Source organism: Agromyces sp. Y782, assembly GCF_059445405.1.
On record NZ_JCAIUG010000001.1, the window covers coordinates 508026 to 527425 of the forward strand.

Sequence of the window (19400 nt, forward strand, 5' to 3'; positions counted from 1 at the left end):
GGATCGTCCGCGGTTGAGGAGAATTGGCCTCATGGACACCTCAACGACGGGCTCGTACACGGCGAAGCTGATCGACGGACCGCTCGAGGGCAAGACGGTGGCCACCGCCTTCCTCGATTCGGGCGATCCGCGCCCGCGGCTCGAGTTGAACGCCGACCAGGGCAAGCATTACGTGTACTCGCGTGGGGCGGGCCTCGAGTTCGCGGCATCTGACGACGATCGTCCGAGCGCCGTCGAGTACCGCTTCATCGAGACCGTCTTCGACTGATCCCTGCTCCGGAGTCGTTGCCGACTCAGTCCGGCGAGGCCGGCGGCCCCGGCCATCCCGGGGGACCGGCGCGGGCCGAGGCGACGAGTTCGAATCCCGGCATCGCTGCGATGGTGACGGTGACGGATGCCACCGCGCCATCGCTCTCGCACGCCCCGAGTTCGCCGCCGTTTCGGGCCGCGACGGCGGCGGCGAGCTGACAGGGCACACCCGCCACGGCACCCGAGACCGCGTCGGCCGCAGCGAGCGCCGCGGCATCCGCGGCATTCACCGCCCGCTGCGACACGACGAAGATGCCGAGCATTCCGACGAACGCGATGGTGAGTGCGGTCACCGCCCCGATGATTCCGAGGGCGAGCACGGATGCCGCGCCGGACTCCTCGCCCGTGCCGGACTCCTCGCCCGTGCCGGCACGTCGGTGCGCGGCTCGCCGCCCTGCGCGAGCAGCCGTGCCCGCCACCTCCCCCGCCGCCGCGCCCATCACCGCCCGCCCGTCACGGCGCAAGACTCTGCGCGCAGCTCGATAGCGGCGAGGAGCCCTGCGCCCGAAGTGTGAAGCGTCGCACAGACGAACTGACCGTCAGTTGCGACCGAGAGCTCTGCGCCGCCCGAGATCCGGTCGGCGATGGCGCCCGCCGCCCCATCGGACTCGCCTCGCCCGAGCGCTCGGGCTGCGTCGGCCGCGGCATCCGTCAATCGCACCTGCTGGGCGACGAGCTGCACCGAGGCGAGGCACGCGGCCAGCACCAGCGCGATGGCGGGCAGCGCGACCGCGAATTCCGCGGTCACGCCGCCGCGCTCGCCGTCAGCCGACCGTGAGCGCATTCCGCACGAGATCGGTGAGGATGCCGCGCACCTCGTCACCGCGCAGGATGATGACGAGGAGGCCTGCGAATCCGACGGCTGCCATGGTGGCCACGGCGTACTCGGCCGTCGCCGCGCCGCGTTCGCCCGCGAGGCGGCGGGCAACGAGACGGGCGACCCGGCGAGCGAGGTTCGGCCTCTCCTGCCCTCGAGCGCGGTCGGCGATGGAGTGTTCGGGCATGGTGTTCCTTCCAGTGGTGCCGGCGGGCCGGCAGTCGGGTGGCACGAGTCGGGTCGGGTCATACGGCACCGCCGAGGGTGCCCGTGATGACCGAGATCATGAGCGGCGCGACGCCGAGCAGCACGAAGGCCGGCAGCACGCAGAGCCCGAGCGGAAGCATGAGGCGCACCCCGAGTGCGGCCGCCCGCTCCGCCCCCGCCGAGCGGGAGGCTCGACGCAGTCGAAACGCCTCGGCCCGCAGGAGCTCGGCGACCGGCGCCCCGGCTCTGGCCGCGAGACCGAGCACCGCTTCGACTTCGGCGCCGTCACCCGCGTGCGGCACGTGCTGCTCGATCGAACGACGGGCGAGGCCACGAGCGAGGTCGATCGAGACCCCGCTCGACATCGCGATGGCGAGCAGCTCGAGTTCGAGACCGGCGTCGACGCGCGAACGACCTGCTCGCGTGGCGAGCGCGGCGTTCCAGCGGTGACCGCCCCACAGGCACGACAGCCCGAGCCCGAGACAGACGAGCCCGACCGGATTGCCGAACAGCACGCCCAGCGTGTCGAACCCGAGCGTCGCGCCGAACACGACCGCGATCGCCGGCAGCGCCATGACGAGACGGGCGCTCGCCTCGGGTCCGGCGAGCGCCGTGCGCACCTCGCGACGCAGTTGCGCCTCATCGCGCAGCACCGCTGCGAGCTCCCGCAGGCTCCCGGCGAGGGGCGCCCCGGATTCGGCTGCGACCGCCCAGGCGGCAGCCAGTACCGGCCATGCGGCGGATGCCTCGGGATGCGCGTTGCGCGCTGACGCGATGGCCGGTGCCACGGGCTCGCCGTTCCGCGCCGCAGCCGCGACCGCGACAAGCACCAGAGCGTCGGAACCAGCGGCGGAATCGGGTTCGGAACCGGCATCGGAATCGGCACCGATATGGGTCCACGCACTCGATGCCGGCACCCCGGCTGCGAGCAGCACCGCGAGTCGCTCGGTGACGGCGGCGATCGCATCGACCTCTGCCGCGGGATCGGGGCGCCGGCGGAGACGGGCGATGCGTTCACGCAGTCGGGTCGCGCGCGGCATCCGCTCGCTCACATCGCCTCGACGACGAGTCGGTCGCCGCGGAGCTCGAACCGCCCCATCTGCGCGAGACGCCGCCTGCCGTCGATGCGTTCGAGATGCAGCACCAGGTCGAACGCGCTCACCGTCTGCCGGGCAAGCGCGTCAGGCGAGAGGCCCGCGATCGACCCGAGCGCCTCGAGCCGGGCCGGAACATCGGCGAGCGAGTTCGCATGCAGCGTGCCGGCACCGCCGTCGTGGCCGGTGTTGAGCGCGGCGAGGAGCTCCCGCAGCTCCGCGCCACGGCATTCTCCGACGATGAGCCGGTCGGGGCGCATGCGCAGCGCCTCGCGGAGGAGCGCGTCGAGGCCGACGCTGCCGGCTCCCTCGAGATTCGCCTGCCGCGCCTCGAGCGAGACGACGTGCGGGTGCTCGACCTGCAGCTCGGCGACGTCTTCGATGATGACGAGGCGCTCTCGTTCGGGAGCCTCAGCGAGCAGTGCCGCCAGCAGAGTGGTTTTGCCCGTGCCGCCTGCCCCCGTCACCAGCAGGTTCTTGCGGGCGGCGACTGCTTCTCGCAGCATCGTCTCGTGCGTCGCGTCGACCATGCCGGCTCGTGCGAGCGCGGCGAGCGAGAACCCCCCGGCTCGTGGAACACGCACCGAGATCGCCGTGCCGGTCGCCGACACCGGCGGAAGCACCGCATGGACTCGGATGCCGCGACCCAGCCGCACATCGACGGCGGGCGTCGCTTCGTCGATGTGCCGGCCGCCGCGGGCGATGAGCCGCATCGCGAGGGCACGCACCTCGGCTTCGTCGGCGACCCAATCGGGCTCGTGCTCGGCACCCGCGCCGCGGTCGATCCAGAGGCCGCGCTCTCCATTGACGAAGAGATCGGTCACCGGCCCATCTGAAGCGAAGCTCTCGAGCGGCCCGAGCATCGAGAGGTCGGCGGTACGGTCGGTGGCGGTGCTGGCGGTGGACCCACTGGAAGCGGGTCTGCGGAGGGAACCCCCGACTGGCCGCAACGTCTGCCCCGTACCCGACGATGCTGAACCAGCCTCGACCGCGCGAGGCGGCGTGACGGTGTCGTGCGGCGCGAACGCCTGTTGCGCCGCAGACGACACTCGCGGCTCGCGCTGCCATGAGGGCGTCGCTACGAAGGGAGTACTCATATCGCGAGCGTATGGAGCAGCGGTGGCTCAGCGGCATCCGCTGCACCGCAGGTATGGAAAGAGCCTCCCCCACGCCGTTGTGGAGGAGGACTCGACCCGCAGGCACCGCCGAAATCGCGATACCCCTTTAACGAAAAGGGGGCGGCACCCATTGGGGGGAACAGGTGCCGCCTCGGCAGCGCAAGGATTGGGGGGAATCACGAGCGCTGCAGGCCACGAAACGAGTGTCCGGGCGGTAATCAGCATACGGCCTGCAGAAAGATGCGCAAGCATTTTTTGTCCTCATTTGTGCCGACACACAGAATTCTCTGCGCTTGCCCACAGGAAGGCGCGCCAATCGGCCGTGGAAGTCCACTGCGACGCTACGCGACGAAGCGATTCCGCTCCTGCTCCGAGCGGCGGGTAGTGTGCTCCGTGGGGCAGGCGACCCATCGAAGAAGCACTCGTGAAGGAGCGACTGAAGAACCATGACCATTCAGATCGATCACGCGCTCGAGGAGATCAGGCGATTCCGCCCGAGCCCTGAGTTCGCCGCCCAATCCGTCGCCGACGAGCGTCTGTACGAGGAGGCAGCAGCCGACCGACTCGGCTTCTGGGCCGAGCAGGCTCGCGATCTCCTCACCTGGAGCACGCCCTTCACCCAGACCCTCGACTGGTCGAACCCGCCGTTCGCCAAATGGTTCCACGACGGCGAGTTGAACGTCGCCTACAACTGCCTCGACCGCCATGTGGAGGCAGGGCTCGGCGACCGCGTCGCCCTCCACTTCGAGGGCGAACCCGGCGACAGCCGCGCCATCACCTACGCCGAGCTGACCGCAGAGGTCAAGCGCGCTGCGAACGCATTGCTCGCGCTCGGTGTGAACGACGGCGACCGCGTCGCGATCTACCTGCCGATGATCCCCGAGGCCGTCGTCGCGATGCTCGCCTGCGCACGCATCGGCGCCGTGCACTCGGTCGTCTTCGGCGGGTTCTCGTCGAAGAGCCTGCAGTCCCGCATCGACGACGCGCAGGCCGAGGTCGTCATCACGGCGGACGGCGGCTACCGCAAGGGCAAGGCGTTCCCGCTGAAGCCGACCGTCGACGAGGCCATCGAGGCGGCCGAGACCACCGTGCGCTCGGTGCTGGTCGTCAACCGCACGGGCGGCGACGTCGCGTGGACCGAGGGCCGCGACGTGTGGTGGAGCGAGCAGCTCGCGGCGGTCGACGCCGAACACGTGGCGCAGCCCTTCAACGCGGAGCACCCGCTGTTCATCCTCTACACCTCGGGAACCACCGGCAACCCGAAGGGCATTCTGCACACGTCGGGCGGGTACCTCACGCAGACCGCATTCACGCACAAGAACGTGTTCGACCTGCACCCCGAACGCGACGTGTTCTGGTGCACCGCCGACGTCGGCTGGATCACGGGCCACTCCTACGTCGTCTACGGCCCGCTCGCGAACGGCGCCACCCAGGTGCTCTACGAGGGCACCCCCGACACTCCCCACCCCGGGCGCTGGTGGGAGATCGTCGAGAAGTACCAGGTCTCGATCCTCTACACGGCACCTACCGCCATTCGCTCCTTCATGAAGCAGGGGCGCGACGTCGTGCGCGACTTCAACGTGCGCTCGCTCCGCCTTCTCGGCTCGGTCGGCGAGCCGATCAACCCCGAGGCCTGGATCTGGTACCGCCACGTCATCGGCGGCGGCTCGATCCCCGTGGTCGATACATGGTGGCAGACCGAGACCGGCGCGATCATGATCTCGGCCCTGCCGGGCATCACCGATCTGAAGCCCGGCTCGGCGCAAGTGGCGATCCCCGGCATCTCGATCGACATCGTCAACGACGACGGCACGCCGATCGAAGGCGAAGGCGGGGGCCTCCTCACGATCACCGAGCCGTGGCCGTCGATGCTGCGCGGCATCTGGGGCGACCCCGAGCGCTTCAAAGAGACGTACTGGGAGAAGTTCGGCGACACGTACTTCGCCGGCGATGGCGCCCGCCGCGACGAAGACGGCGACATCTGGCTGCTCGGTCGGGTCGACGACGTCATGAACGTGTCGGGCCACCGTCTCTCGACCGCCGAGATCGAGTCGTCGCTCGTCGCCCACCCGTGGACGGCGGAGGCCGCCGTGGTCGGCGCCTCCGACGAGGCCACGGGCCAGGCGGTCGTCGCGTTCGTCATCCTGAAGACGAGTCAGGCCGACCAGGTCACCGACATCGCCGCGGCGAGCGATGAACTGCGCAAGCACGTCGCCCTGCAGATCGGCGCGATCGCCCGCCCCCGCCAGGTGTTCATCGTCAACGAGCTGCCGAAGACGCGCTCCGGCAAGATCATGCGGCGGCTGCTGCGCGACCTCGCCGAGGGCCGCGAGATCGGCGACACGACGACGCTCGCCGACACCTCGATCATGCAGGTCATCAGCGAGCAGGTGAAGTAGCGCCCGATCGTACTTCACGAACGACGGATGCCGCGGCGGGATCGCTCCCGACGCGGCATCCGTCGTTCGTTGTGTTGTTCGGTCGGCTACGCGAATTCGACGACGAGCTCGAGTTCGACCGGCGAGTCGAGCGGCAGCACCGCGACACCCACCGCCGACCGGGCGTGACGGCCGGGCTCGCCGAAGATCTCGCCGAGCACCTCCGACGCACCGTTGATGACACCCGGCTGGCCGGTGAAAGCGGGGTCGGATGCCACGAAGCCGACGAGCTTCACGATGCGGGTGACCCGGTCGAGTGAACCGAGCTCGGCGCGCACGGCCGCGAGCGCGTTGAGCGCCGCCGTGCGGGCATACTCCTTCGCGTCGTCTGCGGGCACCAACCCGTGGCCGTCGCCGACCTTGCCGGTGGCGGGCAGGGCACCGGCTGTGAAGGGCAGCTGTCCCGAGGTGTACACGTGGGAGCCCGTGACGACCGCGGGCACGTAGGCGGCGACGGGCGGCGCGACCTCGGGCAGTTCGATGCCGAGCTCGGCCAGGCGAGCCTCGATGGCAGCCATCAGGCTTCGCCCTCGAACTGCTTGGCGGCCAGCGCAGAAGCGGCGGCTCCGGCGGATGCCGCGGAAGACGACTCCCCACCGACTGGGCGCTTCAAGTAGGCGACGAGCCCACCCTCGGGGCCCTGCACGATCTGCACGAGCTCCCAGCCCTCCGACCCCCAGTTGTTCAGGATCGCCGCCGTGTTGTGGATCAGCAGCGGAGTGGTGATGTACTCCCAGGTCGTCATGGGTTCCTGTCTCTCTGTCGCGTGGATGACGCGCATTCTCGGAAATGTCGAACGAAGTACGGGATTCGCGGGCATCGGCGCGCCTGCGCCACGAAACGGCACAGTGCCTGCATAGCGGGATTTGCCAGCATTCTCCGTTAAGCTCCACTATATGTCTGCCCAAAAACGTACGATGAGCGACGTCGGTGCCGGAATCCTCGGCTTCGTCGGCATGAGCGCTCTCGCCGGCGTGCTCGTCACGGTCGCCGTGACTCCGGCTCTCGCTGTCACCGGCATGGCCGCGAACAACAGCATCTCGATGTTCGAGAACCTGCCCGGGTACCTCGAGATCGATGATCTTGCGCAGAAGTCGACGATCTACGCGACCAACTCCGATGGCACCCCGTTCGCGCTCGCGTCGTTCTACGACCAGAACCGCGAAGAAGTACCGTGGGAAGCCATCTCGCAGTACGTGAAAGACGCCGCAGTCGCTGGCGAGGACCCCCGGTTCTACGAACACGGCGGCATCGACGTGCAAGGTACCGTGCGCGGTGCGCTGAACACCGTGCTGAAGGGCAACACTCAGGGTGGGTCGTCGATCACCCAGCAGTATGTGAAGAACGTGCTGATCCAAGACGGCATCTCGGAGGCAACGACCCCCGAAGAAGAAGAAGCCGCCTACGAGGCCGCAACCGAGACCACGATCGATCGCAAGCTCAAAGAGATGCGGTACGCCATCGCGATCGAGAAGAAGTACCCGAAAGACGACATCCTTCGCAGCTACTTGAATATCGCGCACTTCGGTGGGCGCGTGTACGGTATCGAAGCAGCCGCTCGCTACTACTTCGCCGACACTTCGGCGGCCAACCTGACGTTGCCGCAGGCCGCGAGCCTCATCGCGATCGTGAACAACCCCGAGAAGTTCCGCCTCGACTACCCCGAGAGCGAGACGAACGGCGCTGCCACGGTCAACGACGAGGGCGAACCGGTGCCGTACGCCGCGAACAAGGAGCGTCGCGACTACATCCTCGGCGAGATGTTGAAGCTCCAGAAGATCACCCAAGAGGAGTACGACGCCGCGGTGGCGACTCCGGTCGCGCCGGCGATCCACGAAGGCAGCACGGGCTGCCAGAGTGCCGGTGGCTCCGCATATTTCTGCGACTACGTGACCTGGGTCATCAAGACCGAGTACGACGACCCCGCGACGACCGACGTCAACGAAGGCTCGCGCATGCTGCAGAAGGGCGGGCTCGACATCTACACGACCCTCGACCTCGAGCTGCAGGGCGAGGCCGAGGGTGCTATGGCCGAGAATGTACCGTTCACCGACTCCAGATTCGACGTCGGATCGGTCGCAGTGAGCGTTGAAGTCGGCACGGGCAAGATCCTCGCCATGGCGCAGAACAAGAAGTACACGCAGGATCCCGAGGTCATCGAGGCGAGCGCCGGCGATTACAGTTCGATCAACTACAGCACCGACTACGAACACGGTGGGTCGCTCGGCTTCCAGCCGGGGTCGACGTTCAAGGTGTTCACGCTGGCGGAGTGGCTGAACGAGGGCCATTCCCTACGTGAGTCGTTCAACGGCGCCCGACGCACCTTCACTTCCTTCCCCGCAGCCTGTTACGGAGGGTGGACCGGAAGCTTCAACCCGAAGAACGATGACGGCCAGGGTGCGAACAACGCAGTCGACGCCACGAAGTACTCGGTGAACACCGCGTTCGTCGCCATGGGTCAGCAGCTCGATCTCTGCAAGATCAAGGACACCGCGCAGGCCTTCGGCGTTCGGCGAGCCGACGGCCTCGACCTCGGCCAGAAGCCCGCCTACGACGACGAGACCGGCGCTCCATTGTTCAATGCCGACGGCACGCGGCAGGCGACCGAGGGGGATGTGTTCAGTCCGAGCGCCATTCTCGGCACCGAAGAGGTCTCGCCGCTCAGCATGGCGGCTGCCTTCGCGGGCGTCGCCAACAACGGTGCGACTTGTTCTCCGATCGCGATCGCTCGCATCGTCAACAGCAAGGGCGTCGACGAGGAGGTACCGCAGACGGCGTGCCCGCAGTCGGTCACTCCTGACGTCGCACACGCGATGGGGTACGCCATGGCGCAAACCTTCAACGGTACTGCGAGCGCGTCGAACACCGGCACCGGCGTGCCGCACATCGGCAAGACCGGAACGACCGACAACAACGAGGGCACGTGGATGAACGGCGCGTCGACCCGCGTCGCAACGGCCGTCTGGGTCGGCAACGTCACCGGCCACGCGAACCTCCGTCAGCTGAGCTTCGACAGCGGCGCCGCGGCGACCGCCCGCCACCGCATGTGGAAGAAGATCATGACCTTGGCCGACAACAAGTACGGTGGTGACGCGTTCCCCGATCCCGACCCGTCGGCGTTCAAGCAGGTGCTCGTCGATGTTCCGCAGGTCGCCGGCCTCGCACCAGACGCGGCCAAGCAGGCCCTCGAGGCTGCCGGCTTCGTGTACGAAGACGGCGGTCAGCAGGACTCGAACCTGCCTGCCGGCACCGTGACCGGAACCGACCCTTCGGGTCAGGCCGGAAAGGGCACGACCATTCGAGTGTTCACGAGCAACGGTTCGATGACCGGCGTACCGAACGTCGTCGGCATGTCCGGCGATCAGGCCGAGGCGGCCCTCAAACAGGCCGGGCTCAAGGTGAAGCGCCAGAACGAGGACACCACCGATCCAACGAAGGTCGGCGTGGTGATCTCGCAGAACCCGGCAGGAGGCGGTTCGGCGAAGCCTGGCGACCAGGTCACGATCACCGTCGGAAAGCTCGCCGGGGGCGGCGGGGGCGACAACCCTCCCGGCAACGGTTAGTCGGCGATCCACCCGTGACAACAGCTCGAACGTCCCCCGTTGCGGCGATCGCGATCGCCGTCGCCGCGACGGGGGCCGCCGCGCTCGCGTGGGGCACACTCGTCGAGCGCACCAGATGGACCCTCAGGCGAGTGGATGTCCCGGTGCTGCCGCCGGGCGCCGAGCCCATCCGCGTACTGCACCTCTCCGACTTGCACATGGCTCCGTGGCAGCGTGACAAGCAGGAGTGGGTGCGACGCCTCGCCGAGCTCGAGCCCGACCTCATCGTCGATACCGGCGACAACCTCGGCCATGTTCGAGGCGTCGAGGGAATCCGCCGGGCATTCGAGCCGTTCCGGGGCATCCCGGGTGTCTTCGTCAACGGTTCGAACGACTACTTCGGACCACAGCTGAAGAATCCGTTCGGGTATTTCATCGGCCCGTCGCGGCTCAGCTCCAATGCCGAGCGGCTCTCCAAGGTGGAACGGCTCGATATCGACGAACTGCACGCGTACTTCGCCGAACTCGGGTGGAACGACCTCGACAACACCGCGGCCGCCCTGGACCTCCGCGGCACGCACTTCGAGTTCTTCGGTGTCGACGACCCGCACAAGGGATACGACCGGCTCGACCTCATCACGGCGGCGATCGACGAGTTGCGCGCTGATGACCCGCTCGGCGACGAGACCTGGCCCGACGAGGGATCCCTTCGACAAGCTCGAGGCGGCGCCACCGGCCTTCGCCCCACCGTTACGGTCGGTGTGACCCACGCGCCGTACCAGCGGGTACTGAACTCGTTCGTGAACCATGGCGCGCAGCTCATGCTCGCCGGACACACGCATGGCGGGCAGGTGTGCGTGCCGGGCTTCGGAGCGCTCGTCACGAACTGCGACATCCCGCGCGACCAGGTCAAGGGGCTCAGCGTCTGGCGACACGGCTTCCGTGCGGCGTTCCTCAACGTCTCAGCCGGGCTCGGAACCTCGATCTACGCACCGGTGCGGTTCGCGTGCCCGCCGGAGGCGACACTGCTCACTCTCGTACCGACGGAGTGACACCGGGGTGCGAACCCGCCGCGCATCCGGCATCGTGACCGCGCCGAACCTGGTCGGGCGAGCGCCATTTATCGGCTATTCTTGTTGAGGCCCGCAAGGGTCACCCCGGGGTGTGGCGCAGCTTGGTAGCGCGCGTCGTTCGGGACGACGAGGTCGCAGGTTCAAATCCTGTCACCCCGACCGGGTGAAACCCCCTCCTCCGGGAGGGGGTTTCCGCATGCATCGGCGAGCCCGCGGTGTCAGGGGCGTCCGAGTCCGCGATAGTGCCACCCGGCCGCACGCCATGCAGCTGGATCGAGCACATTGCGCCCGTCGATGATGCGCCGCTCCCCCACGAGCCGGCCCACGGCCTCGGGATCCAGCGTGCGGTACTCGCTCCATTCGGTGGCGAGGATGACCAGCTCGGCACCGAACAGCGCTTCGCGGGTCGTCGCGGCATATGAGAGCTCAGGCCATTTGGCGCGCGCATTCGCGATGCCCTCGGGGTCGGTCGCGGTCACGACAGCGCCTCGCTCTCGCAAGTGCGCGGCGATGTCGAGCGCCGGCGAGTCGCGAACGTCATCGGAGTCGGGCTTGAACGTGACCCCGAGCACCGCGATCTTCTTGCCCTCGACAGAACCTCCGAGGTCGGCCGAAGCGAGATCGACGACACGCCGGCGTTGCCGCATGTTGATCGCGTCGACCTCGGTGAGGAACGCGAGGGTGTCGCCGAGACCGAGCTCAGCGGCCCGAGCGGTGAATCCGCGGATGTCCTTGGGCAGGCAGCCCCCTCCGAATCCGAGGCCGGCATTCAGGAAGCGCCGGCCGATGCGAGCGTCGTGGCCGATGGCGTCGGCGAGTGCCGTGACATCCGCTCCGGTCGCATCGGCGATCTCCGACATCGCGTTGATGAAGCTGATCTTCGTGGCGAGGAACGCGTTGGCGGCGACCTTGACGAGCTCGGCGGTCGCGTAGTCGGTGACGATGCGGGGCGTGCCGGCTTCGATCGCGGCCCGGTAGACGTGATCGAGCACGGATACCGCGTTGTCGTCGCCCTCGCCGACGCCGTAGACCAAGCGGTCGGGCGAGAGCGTGTCTTTCACCGCGAAGCCTTCGCGCAGGAACTCGGGGTTCCAGGCGAGGCTCGCGTGAGGAGTTTCGGCGGCGAGCCACGTCGCGAGCCGGGTCGCGGTGCCGACCGGCACCGTGCTCTTGCCGACGACGAGCGAACCCGAAGCGAGATGCGGCAGCAGTCCTCGGAACGCCGCATCGACGAACGAGACATCGGCGGCCCCGGTTTCGCTCGACTGAGGCGTGCCGACGGCGAGGAAGTGCACCTCGGCGTCAGCGGCATCCGCGATGTCGCTGCTGAACCGCAGCCGTCCGCTCGCAGAGGCCGAGGTGAGGATCTCGGGCAGGCCGGGCTCGTAGAACGGCGGGCGTCCCGACGCGAGCGCCGCGATCTTGCCTGGGTCGACGTCGATGCCGACGACGTCGTGGCCGAGTTCTGCCATAGCGGAAGCGTGGACCGCGCCAAGATAGCCGCAGCCGATGACCGAGATGCGCATGCCATTCCTTCGTTTCGAGCGAACGGGTTCCATTCTGCCGCACGCGATGCGCGCCGTGCCGAACCGGCGCCATGCCGAACCGGCGCAACGCCGAACCGACGCAGCGATCAGCCCGTCATCAGCGGCGTCGTGAAGACCAGCGGCATCCGTTGACCGGGCTCGGCCGAGACGAATCGGTAGACGACCGTGGTGACCTGTCCGGGTTGGAGGTCGACTCCGACGTTGTTGGCGATGCGCCCGTCGGCAGCCACCGATTGATACCCCACGTCGACGCCATCGACGACGACGCCGGCATCGAACGCACCTACCGGTGAATACACTGCGACGTTCGTCGCAACCACGCCCGGGGGCACTCCGAACCTGCCTCCGTTGGTGGTGCGGTGGGGCAAGGAGACGGCCGCGTCTCCCGGCGCGGTGCTCGTCATGGTCACCGTCACCTCGATCTCAGAGCGCCCGTCGCTCCGGGTGTCGGCGACCTCGACGTTCGCCCCGACGTCGAGGTACGCGTCCATCTTGCCGCCGGACCGATCGTTCAGGTACACCGCATACGCCTGGTCTCCGAGCGAGGTCTGCGTGGCCTGCATGCCGGCGAGCGTCGTGTCGGCGAGTACCGCCTGTTCGTCGTCGTGAGCACTCCAGATCGCGATCCGGTGCTCCTCGGCGACGCGGGTGACCGCCGAGATGAGGGCGACGGGGTCGGTGCTGCCCGAAGAGATCGCCTGGAAGACCCCGGCTGCGGCCGATGCGAAGTAGTCGTCTTGTGCGGCCTCGTCGTCGAGACGTACGTAGGTGTCGACGAGCAATGACTGCACGGCGTCACCTTCGCTCAGTACGCTGCCACCGGCGAGGGTGACCGGACCGGTGGCACCGAGCACATAGCTGAGCCCGACCGGGTCGACGGCGATGACGCCGTCGACCACCGTGCCGTGGTCCCGTGCCCACATCGCGGCGGCCAGCCGGCCACTCACCGAGAAATCGGGGGTCGCCGTGACATTCTGGATGTACGTGCCGAGTTGATCGCCGAACAGCGCGGCATCGGCTTCCGGAAGCGTCAGCAACGGCTCGCTCAGGTGCTGCACATCGCTCGAGGCCGCCTGCGCGGCGAGCGAGATCACGCCGTCTTCGGTGTGCACGAGCGCGAGCGCCCCGATGATGCCCCCGCCGGTACGCAGCTCTGCACTGTTCTGGAAGAGGATGAGATAGTTGCGCGGTCCATCGGCGCCGAGCATCTCCGGCAGGATCCGAATGGCTCGATCGAGCGTCGCCATCGCATCGGAGGCCGTTCCGAGGGCGCCGGCGAACTCGCCAGTCGCTTCGGCGATCGGCCCGACGAGTGCGCCGGCATCGATCGCATTCACACGTGCGGATGCCTCGTCGAGAGCTTCGGCCGCGTCGCTGACGACGGGCCGGGCTTCGATCAACGGGGCCAGGTCGATGCGGCCGTCTGCGGAACGCAGCGATGTCGCGTCGATCGATCCCACGGTCGCGGCGAGCGGCACGATGACTCGCGATGCGACCCGATCGAGTTCGCTCGACAGTCCGCGCACCGCCGAGAGGTTTGTACCCGCCCAGGGCACCGATTCGGCCGCACGCCAGATCGGATCGCTCGTGAGCTCGGTCGCCGACGATGCGTGCTCGGCGAGCAATGCCGCGTTGCTCGAGGCCGCGGCTGCGTCGGCGGCACCGATGTCGTGCTGGATCTGCGCTGCGAGCGGCACGGCGGCCGCGAGCTCCGTGCTCGCGAGCCAGCCTCGGATGCCGATCCAGACGACCACGCCGACGAGCAGCCCCAGGGTCACCACTGCGATCCAGATCGCGACGCGTCGGCCGCGTCCGGCCGTTGATGCGGCCGATGCCACGGGTTACCGCTTCACGAGCCGGCGAGCCAACAGCACGACGCCGCCGATGACCATAAGCCCGAGGGCGCCGAAGGCGATCGTGAACGTGGCGTCGGAGACACCGGTCTCGCTCAGCATCGCGGTGTTCTCGACCACCGGTGCGGAGCCGGAGCCTCCGCCCGACGGGCCAGTCGCGCAACTCGGGGTGGACGGCGGGTACGACAATGGCACCGAGATCGACGGGTTCACCGTGATCGTGGCACTCGTGAGGCTTCGCGTCCAGGCGAAGTTGCCCGGGATCTCCACCCATGAGCCGTCGATGTAATCCCAGCCGGGCCATCCGGGGGGATCCACCGAAGCACCCGGCCAGAGCACGCGGCCGGTGAGCGAACCGTTGACGAGGGTGCCGAGCGGGATCTCGTGCGAGTTCGAACCGTCGCTCAGCACGAGCGTCGCGGTGTTGCCGGTGGACTGATTGTTCGGGTCGATCAGGTTGACGGTGTAGCCGATATAGGGAACGTCGCCATCGCAAATGCCGGTGACCGCAGACCCCGCGAGCGTGGGGTCGGCGGGTGGGGTCGTCGGCGGGTACTGTTCTGCGTAGGCCGCGGTGGGGACGGCGAGGAACGCCGCCACCAGTGCGATTACGGCAACTTTGCGGAGCACGGGTGCCTCCGTGGGTTCGGGTGGTGAACGGGTTGTGGTCGGGTAACGCTCGGAGTCTACGCGCGGTCGCGCGGCCTCGTCTGCGCCCAGTTGAGGGGTCAAGAACGCGGCAGTCGAGCGGCGCATCAACACGGTCGTGTTCGTCTCGCTAGCCTGAACTGATGGATCCGAATGAACTCGCATCCCGGCACGAGCGCGACGGGCTTACCGATGTCACGCCGAACAGCGCTCGCGCGGTTCGGCTCTCGCGGTGGATCCTCGCGTCCTACCTCGTCGTCCTCGGCCTCATCGTCTTCCTACCGGCCCGCGACGCCGGACGTATCACCGGCATCGTAGGCTGGGCCGCCGATGTTCTCGCCTCGTTCGGTGCTCCACGGGAGGTGAGCGCCGTCGTGTTCGAGTTCCTCGCGAACGTCGTGCTGTTCGTGCCCTTCGGAGTGCTGGTTGCGATCGCCTTCCCCGCCCTCTCGTGGTGGGCCGTGCTCGCCGCTGGCGCTCTCACGAGCGTCAGCATCGAACTCATCCAGATCGCGATCCCGTCACGCTTCCCCACCGTCTCCGATGTGATCGCGAACACGGCCGGCACGGCGCTCGGACTCGTGATCATTCTGTGGTGGGTGCGCGCGCGGCATCCGCTCGGCTCCGACCGCTCGCCCACCTGAGCATCCGTTCGAGCGGGCCACGACCGAGATAGCGTCGCCAGAGCCAGGCGAACAGCATCGAGCCGAAGATCAGGCCGATGAGCAGCCCGACGGAGTCGTCGGTGTAGTAGCCGTTCTCGACGCGCACCGACGCCGCGATCACCACGAGATGCAGCGTGTATACGCTGAGCGGCATGGACCCCATCGCCGTGATCGGCGAGAGCACGGCTGCGGCGATTCGGCGCACCGGCGCACGCGCGAACGAGGTGAGCAGCAGCATCCCGGCAACGACGAGCACGCCGACGCCGACGTTGCCGACGGCCTCGAGCGAGGTGCGCCACGCCGAGATCCACGGGTCCGGCTCGCCGGCTGCACTGCCGGCGAGCGGTGCGGATGCCGCGGCGTCACCACCCGGCATCAGGGCGACGATCGGCAGGAGCACGGCCGCCGCCGTGGTGCCCGCGAGCGCGGCGACCGTCACGACGCGCGGTGAATTGAGGTCGAGGCGGGCGAGTGCGAGCCCGATCAACATCACGGGGATCCAGACCACGACGGGGTAGGCACCGCTCACCACCCAGTCGACCACGATCGCGAGCGGTCCGGATTGCAGCTCGAGAACCGTGTCGGTGGCGCTCGCGATCTCGGCGAGAGCGGGCATGACCGCGAGCAGGGCGATGCCCGCGGTCAACGCCACGCGCGGCGGCAGGAAGAGGAACGGCAGCATCAGCAAGAACGCGACGCCGTACACGTCGAGGATGATGAAGACGAGCGGGTGCAGGGTGATGGCGATGAGCAGACCGAGGGCGATGAGAATCACCGCCCTGATCGCGATCTGGCGGCGGAGCCCGCCCCGGCCGGTCGTGATCGGTCGTGTGCCGCCAGAGATGAACGCCAGGCCCATTCCCGCCGTCAGTGCGAACAGTAGCCGAGGACGTTCGTCGGCGATTGCGATGAGCGCATCGAGATCAGCGGATGCTGCGATGGGCGCGACGTGCGCGACGAACATGCCGATGAGGGCGAGCCCCCTGGCTGCGTCGACCGCGTCGATGCGGGGCGGCATCGTCGAACCATCGGGCTTGCGCACCACTTGCACCGATCGGCTCATGAAGCCACTTTGGCGCACCGATGGCCGAGTCGGCAGCTCCCGAGCTCATCGATCAGTTCGGGAACTCCGCCGACTCGGCCCATCGATGCAGGCGGGTCTTTCTCGGCCGCGTCGGCTTCGGTCAGTTCTCGCTGCGTGCGCGGCGCACTGTGGTGAGCACTATGACCAGTGCTGCACCGAGGAGCAATGCCCCACCGGCGATCCAGATCCAGAGCATCGGATCGACACCGGTGTCGGCGATTCCACCGGTATCACTCGCGGAGTCAGCAGGCACGACCGTCAACGTACCGGTCGCGACGTACTGGCCCGCCGTCACCGTGACGGTGTACGTGCCCACCGCGTTCGACGAGACGCTGTATGAAACGGTGCCTGCTGCATCCGTCGGTCTGGTGGCCGTCGCCGCCTTGATGATGCCGAGTGTCACGGCATCGTCGGCGCTCGCGGTCGATGGTGTACTGGCGGGCAGCCCGCTGAACGTCATCGTGCCGACTTCGCCGACCGTGAGCGTCACGTTCGTGCCCTGGCCGGTATAACCGGCCGCGGTTGCGGCAGCAGGTGCCGCGATGAGTGCAACTGCCGCGATCGCGACCGTCGCAAGAATCTTCCGAATCATAATTGCGTTACCCCTCATCATGCATCACGAGTCTTCGCAAAGGCCCATAGCGTGGTTGTTCCCCGTCCGAACAACACGAGCACTACCATACGGCAGATTCACAGGAAAGCGCGACCCCTATCACCCCTGGTACTTTGACCAATGGCGTTGCTACAATGCGCGGCTCCTTCTCACCTGCCTCACCCCCGAGGAATCCGAACCGATACTCGGCGCTCTGCCCTGGCGCGAGATGCGAGACCACCTTGCTCAGCGTGTATCCCGAGTCAGAGGTCGGATGGTAGGCGGCCGGCTCTCCGGCGAGCTTCACTCCGAGGTTGTAGGTGCCGAGCGCACTGTAGACGTGCACCGAGGTCGTGATGTCGCCGGGCGGGGTGCCGTATTCACCGCCACCCGTGACGTAGCCGGGCAGCGACGTCGCAGCATCCGCCGGCGCCGTATTCGTGAGGGTGACGTGCACTTCGTACAGCGGTAGGCCGTCGTTCCGGCAGGTCACGGTGCCGACGCCCATCTTCACGTCGAGGTACGCATCCATCTTCGAGCCGGTCATGTCGTTCAGGTAGACGCCGAAGACCTGCTCAGCAGCGGTGCTCGTCGGGAGGGCGCCGGCGAGCGTGGTGTCACTCAGCAGAGCCTGTTCTTCGACGTCGGCGTTCCAGATGAGGATGCGGCGCTCCTCCCCCGCTTGCGCGAACGCCTCGATCAATGTGCGGGGGTCGGCGCCGCCAGCGGTGAGCGCTGAGAACACGGTCGATGCGGCGTCCGCGAAGATCGCGTCCTGCTCGCTGACCGGGTATCGCTCGTAGACGGCGCGCAGCAGGAACTGCACGGCGTTCTCGCTCGTGAGCACGTCGCCCGTGCCGATCGTGACCGGGCCGGTCGCGCGCAGCAGGTAGCTGAGCATCACGGGGTCGACGGCGACGACGCTCTGCACCTCGGTGCCGAACTTGCGCTTCCACATCTCTCTGGCGATCGTCGCCGTCAGCGGGAACTGGGGGGTGAAGTTGACGTCTTGCATGTAGCTGGCGGTGTTGTCACCCCAGAGCGCCCTCGTCTCGACGGGCAGTTCGACGACCGGCGGCGTGTACTTCGGGAAATCGCTGGCCGCGGCCTGCTGGGTCATCCACACGGCGCCGCCCTCGGCATGCACGAGCGCGAGCGCACCCGGGATGCCGCCGCTCGAGCGCAGCTCGGCATTGTTCTGGAAGAGCAGCAGCGTGTCGCGCGGCCCGTCGCCGCCGAGCATCGCCGGGAGCAGCTGCACGGCACGGTCGAGCCCGCCGACGATCGCACCGGTCTCGTCGATCAGCGCCGTGAGTTCGTCGCGCGCGTCGGCGAGCGGGCCGATGACCGCAGCGGATGCCACGCCGTCGGCCGCGAGTGCGGCCGATGCGCTGCCGAACGCGGCCCGGGCCTCATGCACCGGCTGCTGCATGTCGATCATCGGCTGCAGGTTCAAGGCGCCACCCGCCGGAGCGAAGGTCGCGAGGTCGATGGATCCGGCCGCCGATGCGAGCGGCACGACCGCATCGCTCGCGACGCGATCGACAGATGCTGCCATCACCCGCATCACCTCGAGATTCGGGCCCACGAACGGCAGTATCTCGACGACGCGCCAAATCGGGTCGCCCGTCAACGAGGCAGCGGATGCCGCGTGCTCGGCCAGTTCGTCGGCCGCCTTCTGCGCAGCCTCGGCGTCGCCTTCGACCAAGTGCTTCTGGGCCGCCTGTGCGAGCGGCACCGCCGCTTCGAGCTCACCCTTGGCGAGGAACGCCCGGATGCCGACCCAGGCGACGACGAAGACGACCACGGCCGCAACACCGATGATCGACCAGAGAATGATGCGTCGGCGCCGCTTCTGTTTGCGCTTCCTACTCGAGCCGTGGTGATGGTGCGAGCGGCCAGAGCCGGAGCTGGAGCTCGACCCCGATGTGGAGCCGCCACCGTGTGAACGACCCGAACCGGAACTCGATCCGTGGGATCGACCCGAACCCGAACTCGAACTGTCCGAACGGCTCGACTCAGAGCGCCGATCGGATGCCCCATCCCCATGGTTCCGACTCGACGACTCCGAACCCCCGGATGACGGCGTCACGATCAGTAGCGTAACCAATCTTCGGCGGAATTCCGCCCGCCACCCTCAACGCTCCCGTTCCGCTGCATCCGAATGCCGCACGCATCCTCGTCGGCCACGATGACCGGCCGGCCTCTCGGCCGCGCTTGGGAACAAGCTCGTCGACGGTCTCCGGCAACACAGCGTCCCTCGTGGGGTCGCGCGCTTCTTCGCCGGTGCCGTAAGGTATGGCCATCGCCACTGGCCAATCAATGAACGCGTGGTCTGCGGCGCATGGGCGAAATTGGGGGGTTGGCGCCATGGGTGGCACGGAGACCGCGATCTACAGGTCTGCAAGACGGG

Annotated in this window: 18 protein-coding genes and 1 tRNA gene; 6 read left to right on the top strand and 13 right to left on the bottom strand. The window is 68.0% G+C overall.

What is annotated here, in order from left to right; all coding sequences use genetic code 11:
* The first annotated feature begins 31 nt into the window (after positions 1 to 31).
* Positions 32 to 268 (top strand): hypothetical protein, encoded by a 237-nt coding sequence (locus AC1C2S_RS02320; protein ID WP_495350927.1) that lies wholly within the window; start codon positions 32 to 34, stop codon positions 266 to 268.
* 25 nt (positions 269 to 293) lie between these two features.
* Here the strand turns inward: AC1C2S_RS02320 and AC1C2S_RS02325 are convergent, their stop codons facing one another.
* Genes AC1C2S_RS02325 through AC1C2S_RS02345 form a run of 5 tightly spaced genes read right to left on the bottom strand, consistent with a single transcriptional unit; the run spans position 294 to position 3524 of the window.
* On the bottom strand, positions 294 to 728 hold the full coding sequence (locus AC1C2S_RS02325) for an Rv3654c family TadE-like protein (protein WP_495350928.1): 435 nt from the start codon (positions 726 to 728) through the stop codon (positions 294 to 296).
* Between the two features lie 20 nt (positions 729 to 748).
* On the bottom strand, positions 749 to 1057 hold the full coding sequence (locus AC1C2S_RS02330) for a TadE family type IV pilus minor pilin (RefSeq protein WP_495350929.1): 309 nt from the start codon (positions 1055 to 1057) through the stop codon (positions 749 to 751).
* 16 nt (positions 1058 to 1073) lie between these two features.
* The gene (locus AC1C2S_RS02335) at positions 1074 to 1313 is read right to left on the bottom strand and encodes a DUF4244 domain-containing protein (RefSeq protein ID WP_495350930.1); all 240 of its coding nucleotides are present in this window, start codon (positions 1311 to 1313) and stop codon (positions 1074 to 1076) included.
* Positions 1314 to 1371: 58 nt separating this feature from the next.
* Entirely contained in the window at positions 1372 to 2373 is a 1002-nt protein-coding gene (locus AC1C2S_RS02340; RefSeq protein ID WP_495350931.1) for a type II secretion system F family protein, read from the bottom strand.
* Between the two features lie 8 nt (positions 2374 to 2381).
* On the bottom strand, positions 2382 to 3524 hold the full coding sequence (locus AC1C2S_RS02345; RefSeq protein WP_495350932.1) for a TadA family conjugal transfer-associated ATPase: 1143 nt from the start codon (positions 3522 to 3524) through the stop codon (positions 2382 to 2384).
* Between the two features lie 467 nt (positions 3525 to 3991).
* Here AC1C2S_RS02345 and acs point away from each other — a divergent pair, with 467 nt between their 5' ends.
* Positions 3992 to 5944: an acetate--CoA ligase gene (gene acs / locus AC1C2S_RS02350; protein ID WP_495350933.1), complete on the top strand. Its 1953-nt coding sequence runs from the start codon at positions 3992 to 3994 to the stop codon at positions 5942 to 5944.
* An 86-nt stretch (positions 5945 to 6030) separates the two neighbouring features.
* On the opposite strand, the gene AC1C2S_RS02355 is transcribed toward acs, so the two are convergent.
* Together AC1C2S_RS02355 and sp36 are read right to left on the bottom strand one after the other, a co-directional pair.
* Positions 6031 to 6501 (bottom strand): RidA family protein, encoded by a 471-nt coding sequence (locus AC1C2S_RS02355; RefSeq protein WP_495350934.1) that lies wholly within the window; start codon positions 6499 to 6501, stop codon positions 6031 to 6033.
* On the bottom strand, positions 6501 to 6728 hold the full coding sequence (gene sp36, locus AC1C2S_RS02360; RefSeq protein WP_495350935.1) for a Sp36 family protein: 228 nt from the start codon (positions 6726 to 6728) through the stop codon (positions 6501 to 6503). The genes AC1C2S_RS02355 and sp36 overlap by 1 nt, the downstream gene beginning before the upstream one ends.
* Positions 6729 to 6900: 172 nt before the next feature.
* Here sp36 and AC1C2S_RS02365 point away from each other — a divergent pair, with 172 nt between their 5' ends.
* The 3 genes from AC1C2S_RS02365 (at position 6901) to AC1C2S_RS02375 (ending at position 10757) form a co-directional block, all read left to right on the top strand.
* Positions 6901 to 9546, top strand: coding sequence for a transglycosylase domain-containing protein (locus AC1C2S_RS02365; protein ID WP_495350936.1), 2646 nt, complete (start codon positions 6901 to 6903; stop codon positions 9544 to 9546).
* 14 nt (positions 9547 to 9560) lie between these two features.
* Complete coding sequence (locus AC1C2S_RS02370; protein ID WP_495350937.1) at positions 9561 to 10577, top strand: metallophosphoesterase; 1017 nt, start codon at positions 9561 to 9563, stop codon at positions 10575 to 10577.
* Positions 10578 to 10683: 106 nt separating this feature from the next.
* Positions 10684 to 10757, top strand: a tRNA-Pro gene (locus AC1C2S_RS02375).
* Between the two features lie 59 nt (positions 10758 to 10816).
* Here the strand turns inward: AC1C2S_RS02375 and AC1C2S_RS02380 are convergent.
* The 3 genes from AC1C2S_RS02380 to AC1C2S_RS02390 form a co-directional block, all read right to left on the bottom strand.
* Positions 10817 to 12124 carry a UDP-glucose dehydrogenase family protein gene (locus AC1C2S_RS02380; RefSeq protein WP_495350938.1) on the bottom strand — a complete coding sequence of 436 codons (1308 nt, stop codon included), beginning with the start codon at positions 12122 to 12124 and terminating at the stop codon, positions 10817 to 10819.
* A 107-nt stretch (positions 12125 to 12231) separates the two neighbouring features.
* On the bottom strand, positions 12232 to 13983 hold the full coding sequence (locus tag AC1C2S_RS02385) for a DUF4012 domain-containing protein (RefSeq protein ID WP_495350939.1): 1752 nt from the start codon (positions 13981 to 13983) through the stop codon (positions 12232 to 12234).
* A gap of 3 nt (positions 13984 to 13986) precedes the next feature.
* Positions 13987 to 14628, bottom strand: coding sequence for an LPXTG cell wall anchor domain-containing protein (locus tag AC1C2S_RS02390; protein ID WP_495350940.1), 642 nt, complete (start codon positions 14626 to 14628; stop codon positions 13987 to 13989).
* Positions 14629 to 14789: 161 nt separating this feature from the next.
* On the opposite strand from AC1C2S_RS02390, the gene AC1C2S_RS02395 reads away from it, so the two are divergent.
* A complete protein-coding gene (locus tag AC1C2S_RS02395; protein ID WP_495350941.1) occupies positions 14790 to 15290 on the top strand; it encodes a VanZ family protein in 501 nt (166 codons plus the stop codon).
* On the opposite strand, the gene AC1C2S_RS02400 is transcribed toward AC1C2S_RS02395, so the two are convergent.
* The 3 genes from AC1C2S_RS02400 to AC1C2S_RS02410 all read right to left on the bottom strand — a co-directional run bounded on the left by AC1C2S_RS02400 (position 15232) and on the right by AC1C2S_RS02410 (position 18794).
* Complete coding sequence (locus tag AC1C2S_RS02400; protein WP_495350942.1) at positions 15232 to 16374, bottom strand: heparan-alpha-glucosaminide N-acetyltransferase domain-containing protein; 1143 nt, start codon at positions 16372 to 16374, stop codon at positions 15232 to 15234. The genes AC1C2S_RS02395 and AC1C2S_RS02400 overlap by 59 nt on opposite strands.
* A gap of 121 nt (positions 16375 to 16495) precedes the next feature.
* Complete coding sequence (locus AC1C2S_RS02405; protein WP_495350943.1) at positions 16496 to 16987, bottom strand: hypothetical protein; 492 nt, start codon at positions 16985 to 16987, stop codon at positions 16496 to 16498.
* A gap of 82 nt (positions 16988 to 17069) precedes the next feature.
* Positions 17070 to 18794, bottom strand: coding sequence for a DUF4012 domain-containing protein (locus AC1C2S_RS02410; protein WP_495350944.1), 1725 nt, complete (start codon positions 18792 to 18794; stop codon positions 17070 to 17072).
* Positions 18795 to 19400: the final 606 nt, after the last annotated feature.

Bases quoted from the DNA above. Each gene is read 5' to 3' on its own strand.
- AC1C2S_RS02380 (WP_495350938.1), bottom strand. From the start codon at position 12,124: ATGCGCATCTCGGTCATCGGCTGCGGCTATCTTGGCGCGGTCCACGCT.
- AC1C2S_RS02365 (WP_495350936.1), top strand. From the start codon at position 6,901: ATGAGCGACGTCGGTGCCGGAATCCTCGGCTTCGTCGGCATGAGCGCT.
- AC1C2S_RS02345 (WP_495350932.1), bottom strand. From the start codon at position 3,524: ATGAGTACTCCCTTCGTAGCGACGCCCTCATGGCAGCGCGAGCCGCGA.
- acs (WP_495350933.1), top strand. From the start codon at position 3,992: ATGACCATTCAGATCGATCACGCGCTCGAGGAGATCAGGCGATTCCGC.
- AC1C2S_RS02395 (WP_495350941.1), top strand. From the start codon at position 14,790: ATGGATCCGAATGAACTCGCATCCCGGCACGAGCGCGACGGGCTTACC.
- AC1C2S_RS02355 (WP_495350934.1), bottom strand. From the start codon at position 6,501: ATGGCTGCCATCGAGGCTCGCCTGGCCGAGCTCGGCATCGAACTGCCC.
- sp36 (WP_495350935.1), bottom strand. From the start codon at position 6,728: ATGACGACCTGGGAGTACATCACCACTCCGCTGCTGATCCACAACACG.
- AC1C2S_RS02405 (WP_495350943.1), bottom strand. From the start codon at position 16,987: ATGATTCGGAAGATTCTTGCGACGGTCGCGATCGCGGCAGTTGCACTC.
- AC1C2S_RS02335 (WP_495350930.1), bottom strand. From the start codon at position 1,313: ATGCCCGAACACTCCATCGCCGACCGCGCTCGAGGGCAGGAGAGGCCG.
- AC1C2S_RS02340 (WP_495350931.1), bottom strand. From the start codon at position 2,373: ATGCCGCGCGCGACCCGACTGCGTGAACGCATCGCCCGTCTCCGCCGG.
- AC1C2S_RS02320 (WP_495350927.1), top strand. From the start codon at position 32: ATGGACACCTCAACGACGGGCTCGTACACGGCGAAGCTGATCGACGGA.
- AC1C2S_RS02400 (WP_495350942.1), bottom strand. From the start codon at position 16,374: ATGAGCCGATCGGTGCAAGTGGTGCGCAAGCCCGATGGTTCGACGATG.